Here is a 9929-nt window from a genome sequence, read left to right as displayed (position 1 = left end):
GAACTGAATCGGCTCCGAGCAATATGCCGCAGCGGTGAAACTCCCGGGGCGTGGCGGGCTGGCCCGAGCGCGAGGTCACGACGCATCCGCCGTTGTGCCTCGCGTGCGCGCCTGTGTCCGCGCGCCTGTGTCCCCACCTGCGGGGCAAAGTCGTGGCCGTTCGAGCCGGTCGGGTCACCCTCGACGGCGTGTACGGCAAGGTCTACACGCGCGGGAAAGGGCCGGATCCGGTCCTGACCGAGGAGAAGGTGGTGTTCACCAGCGACTGGCGTGTGCGGTGGACGGTCGGCGGGCAGCTGGCCGCCACTCTCCTGGACGTCACGGTCGTGGACCCGGCCGTGCTGGGGATGGGCCCGGCGGCTCAAGAGGCGGCGAGCGCGTGACGTCGCCCGGCCTTACGCCCAGCCCACCGTGATGGATGCGCCCGAGCTCACCGTTCATAGCGCGGCAGCCAAGCCGCACCTGACAACCGCGCCCCGCCCGAACCCGAAGGAGCCCTTGTTGAGCGCCACCCAGGAATCGACGTGCCCCGTGCCGGGGCTGACGGTCTTGGACCTCGTCACCGAGGTCCTGCTCGGGCGGCTCGCCCGTGGCATCTACTCGCTCGTCTGCCTGTCCTGGTGATCGCGGCCGACGACGATTGGCCGACCGATCGCGTGGTCACGGAGTTGACCGGCCGTGCAGTCGAGGTGTTCCGCATGGACACCGTCGACTTCCCCCAGCGGCTTTCGCTGGCGGCCCGGCTCGACGGTGAGCACCCGTGGGCGGGCGAACTGGCCACCGCCCACCGAGCGGTGGACCTGTCCCGGGTCGGCGCGGTGTACTACCGCGCCCCCGGGGCGTTCCAGTTCCCCGACGGCATGACCGGCCCCGAGGAGCGGTTCGCCGCAGCACAAGCCCGCGCAGGGCTCGGCGGCGTGCTGTCCGCGCTCGACTGCCGATGGGTCAACCACCCCACGTTCATGGCTCGGGCCGAGTACAAGCCGGTCCAGCTCGACGCGGCCCGCGCCTGCGGGCTGCGCATCCCACCGCTCGCAGTCCGGCCGCACAGGGCGGGCGCCGTCCACGGTGGTGGAGGCGGCCGGCACGAGGCGGGGCTTCCGGTCGGTGGTCATCAGCTTTCCACTTCGAGGCGGACACCCATACCGTCGCCGGCAGGCACCCTTTACCTCGGGAGGCGTGCATGGTATTGGGCGTGCATGATAGAACCATCGCTTACAGAGTCGTCGTAACCTCAATGACCGGGCCCTTGTGCAGGATCTCGTCGGGCGGGGGCCGATGACAGCTCGCTATGGTCCCCCTGAAGAAGACGAGAAAACCATGAACCTTCCGGGCACGACGCCGATCCGCCGACAGGGCGATTCCCGCCCCGCCCTCAAGCGGACGGCCACACTCGCGACGATCGACCCGCGCGGGCGCCACGCCCAGCGGTCCACCGGTCGGGTGACCGAGCGTCGCGAGGCGAGCCCCGCCGGTGCGGGCGAGTTCAACTCGTCCATCTAGGCACCTCGACGAGGCCCCAACCTCCTTGTTGATCAAGGAAGTTGGGGTCTCGTCGTGTCTGCTCCGGGCGGCCCGGGCGCGTACACTCCGGGAAAGTGACGGACTCTCACGGCCGGCAGCCGATCCATCAGCTGGTCCTCAAAGTGCACAGCCGCTGCGACCTGGCGTGCGACCACTGCTATGTGTACGAGCACGTGGATCAGAGCTGGCGTGCCCGGCCGGTGGTGATCGCCGAGGAAACTCTCGGCCAGGTGGCCCGCCGGCTCGCCGAATACGCGGCGGACAGCGAGCTGGAATCCGTGGCGGTCATTCTGCACGGCGGAGAACCACTGCTCGCGGGCCCGGCCCGGCTGAGGAAAATCTGCGCCGAACTCACTCGCGCACTGACCCCGGTCACCGTATTGGATCTACGCATTCATACGAATGGGGTGCAGCTGAACAGGCGGCATCTGGAGGTCTTCCGGGAATTCGGCGTGAAGATCGGAATTTCCCTCGACGGAGACCGCGCCGCCAACGACCGTCACCGGCTGGACCGCCGGGGCCGCAGCAGTCACGACCGGGTGCTGCGGGCCGTCGACCTGCTCCGTCTCCCGGAGTACCGGCACCTCTACCAGGGCCTGCTCTGCACGGTGGACGTGGCCAACGACCCGGTCGCGGTGCACGACGCCCTGACCGCCCTCGCCCCGCCCCGTATCGACTACCTGCTGCCGCACTCGACCTGGGACAGCCCGCCGCCCGGTGCCGGCCAGGGCACTCCCTACGCCGACTGGCTGCTGAAGATCTTCGACCGCTGGGAGGAACAGGGGCGCCCCATGCCGGTCAGGACCTTCGACTCGGTGCTCAGCACCCTGCGCGGCGGCCCCAGCCTCACCGAGGCCCTGGGGCTCGCGCCCAGCGACCTGGCGGTCGTCGAGACCGACGGCACGTTCGAACAGGCCGACTCGCTCAAGACGGCGTACGAGGGCGCGCCGGCCACCGGCTACGACGTCTTCCGGCACAGCTTCGAGGAATTCGCCGGGCATCCGGGCGTACGCGCCCGTCAACTCGGCGTCGAGGGCCTCAGCGACACCTGCCGGGGTTGCCCGGTCGTCGAGTCCTGCGGCGGCGGTCTCTACGCCCACCGGTACAGCGACGAGCGCGGCTTCGACAATCCGTCGGTCTTCTGCGCGGACCTGCGCGCCCTCATCGAGGGCATCGCCGAGCGGATCACCGAGCGTGCCCTCGTGCCCGCCGTCACCAGCACCGACGAGCTCCAGCTGGCGCAGGCGGAGTTGAACCGGATGCTCCTCGCCGGCGCGAACAGCGGGCTCCGCGGTGACCCCGACTGGGACGCCGCCTGGCGGCTGCTCGTCCGGCTGGACTCCGACGAGACCACCCGCGCGCACCTCGACACCGTTCTCACCCACCCCTATCTGCGGCCCGCCCTGCTCCGCGCCCCGTCCCCGGACGACCCCGGCCACCTGGCGCGCCTCATGGCGGCGGCCGCGGCGGCCGCGGTACGGGCGGGCTCGACGGTGACCCTCGGCTGGCACCAGCCGGGCGGCGAGGTCCACCTCCCGACCCTGGGAACCGTACGGCTGCCGCGCCCCGGGCGGGTCGAGTTCACCACCGCAAAGGGCGACTTCCGGGTACGGGTCCCGGACGACGCCGACGGGGAACCGCCCGCGCGGTGGCGGCTGCTGGAGACACTGCACCTCACCGGAGAGGCGCCCCTGCTCATCGACGACGCCGACCCGTACCGCGACCGCTACCCGGTACCGGTGGCGGAGCCGCTGAGCCCGAGCGATCTGACCCTCTTCGGCAAGCGGCTGCGCGCCGCCTACGACCTGCTGGACGAGCGGGAGCCCGGCTGGCGCCGCGGCCGCAACGCGCTGCTCGCCACCACGGTGACCCCCCTCGCGGCGGGCACCGGGCTGCGGCTCGGCACCGACACGCCCGGCGCGCTGGGCGTGGCCGTCGACTTCGGGCCCGAGGAGTTCGTCCGCGAACTGCCGCTGCTGGGACGGCGGTCCAGACTCACCGCCCTGCGGCAGGTCGCGGACCTGACCGTGCCCGGCACCGGCGCCGGACGGCTGCTCGACGAGGCGAGCGAGCGGATCGGCAGGGCGACCGCGTCGCCGGCCCGGTCCGCCGAGGAGCTCCGGCGGGCCCGCGGCGCCCTGGACCGACTGGTCGCCCGCCCGCCCGGTGAACTCACCGAGAGCGGCGCCTACTTGGTCGAGGAACTGCATACGGAGCTGATGGCTCTCCGTGGCTGAGACCGCTTTGCCCGGGGGCCCGCTGAGCCGTTTCCAGGACACGCTGGCCGAGTTGGGCGTCCGCCGCGGCCAGGTCCTCGTGGCGCACTCCTCGCTGAGCGGCAGCGGCCTCTCCCCCACCGCCGTACGCGACGCCCTGCTGCGCGCCCTCGGTCCGGACGGCACCCTCGTCGTGCCCGCGTTCACGCCGGAGAACTCGGACACCTCCCGCGAGTACCGCGACCGCACCGAGGGGATGACCGAGCGGCAGAGGGCCGAGTTCCGGGCATCGATGCCGCCGTTCGATCCCGTGAGCACGCCCTGCCCGACGATGGGTGCGCTCGCCGAGTGTGTACGGACCACTCCGGGTGCCGTGCGCAGCGTCCACCCGCAGACCTCCTTCGCCGGGCTCGGGCCCCGTGCGGCCGAGTTGCTCACCGGCCACGACCCGCACTGCCACCTCGGCGAGCGCTCACCGCTGGCCGGGCTGTACGAGGCCGACGCCCGGATCCTGCTGCTGCGTGTCGGATTCTCGGTGTGCACCGCCTTCCATCTCGCCGAGTACCGGATGAACCCGCCGCGCCCGACACGGACGTACCGGTGTGTGGTCCGGGAGAGGGGGTGGATCGAATACGGGGATCTCGACCTGTACGACGGGGACTTCGCGGAGATCGGTGCGCGGCTTCCGCGTGATCTTCGTACTGAGCGGGAAGTGGCAGGACGGACCACCGTGCTCATCGGGATGCGTGACGCCGTCGACACGGCACTGGACCAGATGTCCGGATATCGCGCGGAAATGACGTGAAACAAGCCGTCGGGCACAGGTGGCGATCAGGCACATTGTTGGTTCGCCCGGATGGCGCCCTCGGCGAGGTCGCGGGGCATCAGCGGGCAGGGGGGCGCGCGTGGACACATCCGAACGGGGGCGGGCCGCGGACAACCGGCCCTATTTCTTTCTGAGTTACGCTCACACGCCGCCCTGGGGGACGGGCGGCGGCGACCCGGACCACTGGGTGCATGTGCTTTTCCGGGATCTGTGCGACCACATCATGGCGCTCACCGACCTGCCCGCCGGCGCGACCGCGGGCTTCATGGACCGGGAGATGCGCTCCGGCGACGGCTGGCCGGACAAGCTCAGCGAGAACCTGGCTCTGTGCCGGGTGTTCGTGCCGCTGTTCTCCCCGCGCTACTTCACCAGTGAGATGTGCGGCCGCGAGTGGTACGCGTTCAACGAACGCATCGTGCAGGCCAAGACCGCCGGAGCGGGAGACGTGCCCGCCATCGTCCCGGCGCTGTGGACACATGTGCCCTTCGACCAACTCCCCGATTCCGTGAGACACATCCACATCGAGCACTCTCCCTTCGGGGAGCGGTACCTGGCCCACGGCATCTACGGACTGATCAAGCTCAAGCGGCTGAAGGACGAGTACGACGAGACCGTGCTCGCGCTCGCCCAGCGGATCGTGCGGGTCGCCCACGAGTCGCCGCTGCCGTCCAGCCGCCCCCGCCCGTACGAGACGACGCCCAGCGCGTTCAAGCCGCGCGGCGAAGGCCCTCGCAGCATCCATCTGACCGTGGCCGCGCCGACCCGCCACACCGTCCCGGAGAACCGCGACACCCGCCCGTACGGGGAGGACGCGCGGGACTGGAACCCGTACCACAGCGAGTCGACCCGGCCGCTGCCCGCGCTGGCGGAGGAGCTGATCCGGTCGCTGGACTACCGGATCACCGTGTCCGACTTCGACGACGGGCACTCGGTCCCCGACCTGCCGGTGGCCGACGGGCCCGACGGGCGCGGCGGTGGCGAGACGGACCAGCCCCGCCACCCGGCGATCCTGCTGGTCGACCGCTGGGCCGTCCACGACGAGGAACGGCGGGGCAGGCTCAGGGAGTTCGACATGGCCGCCCACCCGTGGGTGAGTGCGATCGTTCCCTGGAACCGCGCCGACCTGCAGTGCCACGGCGAGGAGGGCCTGCGGCTCAAGGCGGAGCTGGAACTCGTCCTGCCCAACATCCTGGAGCACGGCCGCCGCACCGACTGCCGGGTGGCCGTCACCGGCGTCCCCACCCTGAAGGCGTTCACCGATGTGCTGCCGTCCGTCGTGGCGCACGCCACCCGGCAGTACCTCAGGAACGCCGCCGCGCATCCGCCACCGGGCCCGCGAGGGCTCCGGCCCCGCCTGATGGGGCCTCATCACCCGCCGCCTTCCGACGCGGGTCCCGACCACGGAGGAGAAGCATGACTGCCCGGCAGGACGGACGGATCATCACCTTCTACTCGTACAAGGGTGGTACGGGGCGCACGATGGCCCTGGCCAACACGGCATGGATCCTCGCCGCCAACGGCAAACGTGTGCTGACGGTGGACTGGGACCTGGAAGCTCCAGGACTGGATCGTTTCTTCCGCCCGTTCCTGGACCCGAACGCACTCGCCGCCACCACCGGGGTCATCGACATGATCACCGACTACTGCTGGGCGGCGACGACCGGAGCCCCGCGCTCCGGGCCCTGGCATCTGGAGTACGCGCGGGTCGAGCAGCACGCCGTCTCGCTCACCCCCGAACGGCACGGCCTGTCCTTCCCGGACGGCGGCTCGCTGGACTTCCTCTCCGCGGGCAAGCAGAACCGGGACTACTCCGCGACGGTGTCGTCCTTCGAGTGGGACAACTTCTACGAGCGGCTCGGCGGCGGTCTGTTCCTGGACGCGCTGCGGGACGACATGAAGGCGTCGTACGACTACGTGCTCATCGACAGCCGCACCGGGCTGTCGGACAACGCGGACATCTGCACGATCCACATGCCCGACATGCTCGTCGACTGCTTCACTCTCAGCGGCCAGTCGCTGGACGGTGCGGCCGCCGTCGCCCGGAGCGTCGAGGACGGCTACCACAAGCGGCGCATCCGGGTGCTGCCCGTGCCCATGCGCATCGACGAGGGCGAGAAGGAGAAGGTCGACGCCGGACGGGCGCTGGCCAAGCTGAAGTTCGAGGGACTGCCCAAGGGGCTCGGCGGCGAGCCGCTGGGGCCCGAGGAGCTGAACGGGTACTGGGGCCGGGTCGAGATCCCCTACCGCCCGTACTACGCCTACGAGGAGACCCTCGCGACCGTCGGCGACAAGAGCGGCATCGCGAACTCCCTGCTCTCCGCCTTCGAACGGCTCACGGCGGTGGTCACCGACGGTGAGGTCACCGGGCTGCCGCTCGTCCCCGAGCAGGTGCGGCTGCGCTGTCTGGAGGCCTTCACCCGGCGGCGCCCGCTGACCCGGTCGGTGGACGTCGTCGTGGTGTACGCGGCGGAGAACAGGATGTGGGCGGAGTGGGTGGAGGCGGTGCTCAGGCTCTCCGGCTGCGACGTCACCCTGCACGACGTCTCCGCCGGGCCGCCCGAGCGCCCCGATCCGGCGACCCACGTCCTGGTCCTGATGTCGAACGCCTTCCAGAAGGCCCGCACCGCCGGCGAGGTCTGGCGCGCCCTCTCCGACGGCCTGCCGGACGCACCGTACGCCGCGCCCATCACACTGCGGGTCGACGAGACCCGGCGCGCCGAGCCCCACTTCGACGGCGAACCGGTCGACCTGCACCGGCTCGACGAGGCCGCGTGCGTCCGCGCTCTGCTGGGCGCGCTCTCGCTGCCGGAGCGGCCCGCGGAGAGCGGTGTGGCCGGCCCGCGTTTCCCGGGCAGCGTGCCCAACGTGTGGAACGCGCCCCAGCGCAACACCACGTTCACCGGCCGGGGGATCATCCTCGACCGGCTGCGCGAGCAGCTCCGCGGCGGTCTGTCCGTCGTACTGCCTCAGCCCCAGGCGCTGTTCGGGCTCGGCGGGGTCGGCAAGACGCATGTGGCCCTGGAGTACGTGCACCGGTTCATGGCCGACTACGACCTGGTGTGGTGGGTCTCCGCCGAGGAGATCGACAACGTCGTCTCCTCACTCGCCGAACTCGGCTCCCGCATCGGCGCGCCCGGCCGTGACGACATGGCGCAGGCCAGTCAGGAAGCCGTGCAGATGCTGACGCGCGGGGTGCCGACGCGGCGCTGGATCCTCGTCTTCGACAACGCCGACGACCCCGCGGCACTGCTGCCCTACCTCCCCACCGGTGGCGGCGGCCACATCCTGGTCACCTCCCGCAACCAGGCATGGACACAACAGGGCTCCGCCCTTCCCGTCGACGTGTTCCTCCGCCAGGAGAGCGTCGAGCACCTCTCCCGGCGCGCCCCCGGCCTGACCGCCGAGGAGGCCGACCGGGTGGCGCTCGCGGTGGGGGACCTGCCGCTCGCGGTGGAGCAGGCGGGGGCCTGGCTCGCCGAGACGGCCGCCCCCATCGAGGAGTACCTGCGGCTGCTGGCCGAGCAGACCACCGCCGTACTGGACCTCAACCAGCCCGCCGACTACCCGGAGACGGTGGCCGCGACCTGGAACGTCTCCATCGCCCGGCTGAAGGAGCGCTCGCCCGCGTCGGTACGGCTGCTGCAGCTGTGCGCGTTCATGGCCCCGGAGCCGATCTCCTCGTACCTGCTCTACAGCAAGGAGATGATCGACGAGCTGCGCAAGGTGGACGGGACCCTGCAGGAGAGCCTGATGCTGGGCAGGGTCATCCGCGAGATAGCCCGGTTCGCTCTCGCCAAGGTCGACCAGGTCAGCAACAGCATCCAGATCCACCGGCTGGTCCAGGCGGTGATCCGCGCCCAGCTCACCGAGGAGGAGCAGCGGACCGCCCGGCACGTCGTCCACACCGTCCTCGCGGGCGCCCGGCCCGGCGGCGACGAACCCACCGACGACCCGGAGACCTGGCCGCGCTTCGAGATCATCTGGCCCCATCTGCGCGCCGCCGACGTCCGCCACTGCACCGAGGTCGAGCCCCGCCGGCTGCTCGTGGACCGTATCCGGTACCTGTGGAAGCGCGGCAACTTCCCCGAGGCCCAGCAGCGGGCCGAGGACGTCCTCGCGGACTGGAAGCCGCTGCTCGGCGAGGACGACGTGCAGTACCTCTACCTGCGTTGCCAGCTCGCCAACGTGCTGCGTTCCCAGGGGCGTTACGTGGAGGCCTCGGCGCTGAACGAGGATGTGCTGGAACAGCAGCGCCGCGTCCTCGGTGCCTCGCACCCGCACACCTACATCACGGTCTCGGGTCTCTCCAGCGACCTGGCGGCCCTCGGCGAGTACAGCAAGGCGGTCGTGCTGGCCCGTGAGGCCCATGACGGCTTCAGTCAGATCTTCCACGAGTCGCACCCGCGAACGCTGAGCGCGGCGAACAACCTCGCGCTGACGCTCTGCATGGTGGGCCGCTACGACGACGCCCGTGACCTCGACCAGGACACCTACGACCGGCGCAAGGAGGTCCTCGGCCCCAACCATCCCTACACCCTGGCCTCGGCCTCCCGCCTCGGCCGCGACCTGCGCGAGGTCGGCCGCTACAGCGAGTCGGTGGACCTCCTCAGTCAGGCGTACGAGGCCCACAAGCGCATGCTCACCAAGGATTTCCCGGGCACGCTGAGCTGCGCCAAGTCCCTCGCCGTGTCGTTGCGCAGGGCGGGCCTGTTCGAGGACGCGCACCGGCTGACGACAGCGACCCAGGCGCAGTACCGGACCCAGTACGACGCGCCCACGCCCGACTCGCTGGCCTGCGACCTGAACAGGGCCGCCGATCTGTACGCCGCCGAGGAGAAGGAGAAGGCGCGGCAGGTCGCGCGGGCGGCCCTCGCCGAGTACATGAACGTGCCGGGCGAGCGGCATCCGTACACCCAGGCCGCGCTCAACAACCTGGGCATCTATCACTGGGCGTGCGGGGACATCGACGAGGCCGAGGCCGTGTTCCGGCGGGTCACCGAGCGCATGGCGGACGTTCTCGGCGATCAGCATCCGCACACGCTGTTCGCCCGCGCCAACCATGCGAACGTCCTCGCCGACCGGGGCCGGCCCGCGGAGGCCTGGGCGCTGGAGGAGCCGGCGCGCGACGCGCTCCTGCTCCTCCTCGGGGCGCAGCATCCGGAGGCGCTCGGTGTGGTCGCCAACTCGGCGCTCACCTTGCGCGCGCTCGGCCGGACGGAGGAAGCGGAGCGGCTCCGGCAGGAGACCCTGACCGAACTCCTGCGCCAGAGCAGGCAGATGGGCCCCGACAACGGCATCACACAGTTGGTGTCCGGGGAACGCCGGGTCTACCGGGACCTGGAGCCGCTGGCGGTGTGAGCCCC

8 protein-coding genes are annotated in these 9929 nt (G+C 71.1%); all 8 read left to right on the top strand.

The genetic code is table 11. The annotated features are described in order from the left end of the window. The first annotated feature begins 152 nt into the window (after nt 1-152). The 8 genes from I8N67_RS10705 to fxsT all read left to right on the top strand — a co-directional run bounded on the left by I8N67_RS10705 (nt 153) and on the right by fxsT (nt 9924). Nucleotides 153-383, top strand: a complete 231-nt coding sequence (locus I8N67_RS10705; RefSeq protein WP_200302514.1) for a hypothetical protein — start codon at nt 153-155, stop codon at nt 381-383. A 118-nt stretch (nt 384-501) separates the two neighbouring features. Next, nucleotides 502-624, top strand: a complete 123-nt coding sequence (locus tag I8N67_RS43810; protein ID WP_267912704.1) for a hypothetical protein — start codon at nt 502-504, stop codon at nt 622-624. Then, on the top strand, nt 621-1232 hold the full coding sequence (locus tag I8N67_RS10700; protein ID WP_200302513.1) for an MvdC/MvdD family ATP grasp protein: 612 nt from the start codon (nt 621-623) through the stop codon (nt 1230-1232). The genes I8N67_RS43810 and I8N67_RS10700 overlap by 4 nt, the downstream gene beginning before the upstream one ends. An 88-nt stretch (nt 1233-1320) precedes the next feature. After that, nucleotides 1321-1503, top strand: coding sequence for a hypothetical protein (locus I8N67_RS10695; protein WP_200302512.1), 183 nt, complete (start codon nt 1321-1323; stop codon nt 1501-1503). A 95-nt stretch (nt 1504-1598) separates the two neighbouring features. Then, nucleotides 1599-3761 (top strand): radical SAM/SPASM protein FxsBH, inactivated beta-hydroxylase extension form, encoded by a 2163-nt coding sequence (fxsBH, locus tag I8N67_RS10690; RefSeq protein WP_200302511.1) that lies wholly within the window; start codon nt 1599-1601, stop codon nt 3759-3761. Further along, nucleotides 3754-4545: an AAC(3) family N-acetyltransferase gene (locus tag I8N67_RS10685; protein ID WP_307835202.1), complete on the top strand. Its 792-nt coding sequence runs from the start codon at nt 3754-3756 to the stop codon at nt 4543-4545. The genes fxsBH and I8N67_RS10685 overlap by 8 nt, the downstream gene beginning before the upstream one ends. A 100-nt stretch (nt 4546-4645) precedes the next feature. Further along, entirely contained in the window at nt 4646-5983 is a 1338-nt protein-coding gene (locus tag I8N67_RS10680; RefSeq protein ID WP_200302510.1) for a TIR-like protein FxsC, read from the top strand. Next, nucleotides 5980-9924 carry an FxSxx-COOH system tetratricopeptide repeat protein gene (gene fxsT / locus I8N67_RS10675; protein ID WP_200302509.1) on the top strand — a complete coding sequence of 1315 codons (3945 nt, stop codon included), beginning with the start codon at nt 5980-5982 and terminating at the stop codon, nt 9922-9924. Before I8N67_RS10680 ends, fxsT begins: the two co-directional genes overlap by 4 nt. Nucleotides 9925-9929: the final 5 nt, after the last annotated feature.

Source organism: Streptomyces adelaidensis (genome assembly GCF_016598475.1).
Classification (GTDB): Bacteria; Actinomycetota; Actinomycetes; order Streptomycetales; family Streptomycetaceae; genus Streptomyces; species Streptomyces adelaidensis.
Note: the sequence above shows the minus strand (reverse complement) of the source record. Positions and strands in the feature narration are given on the sequence as shown.

What these genes read in the sequence shown, in the direction of transcription:
- fxsT (WP_200302509.1), top strand. Translation starts at nt 5,980, where the DNA reads ATGACTGCCCGGCAGGACGGACGGATCATCACCTTCTACTCGTACAAG.
- I8N67_RS10695 (WP_200302512.1), top strand. Translation starts at nt 1,321, where the DNA reads ATGAACCTTCCGGGCACGACGCCGATCCGCCGACAGGGCGATTCCCGC.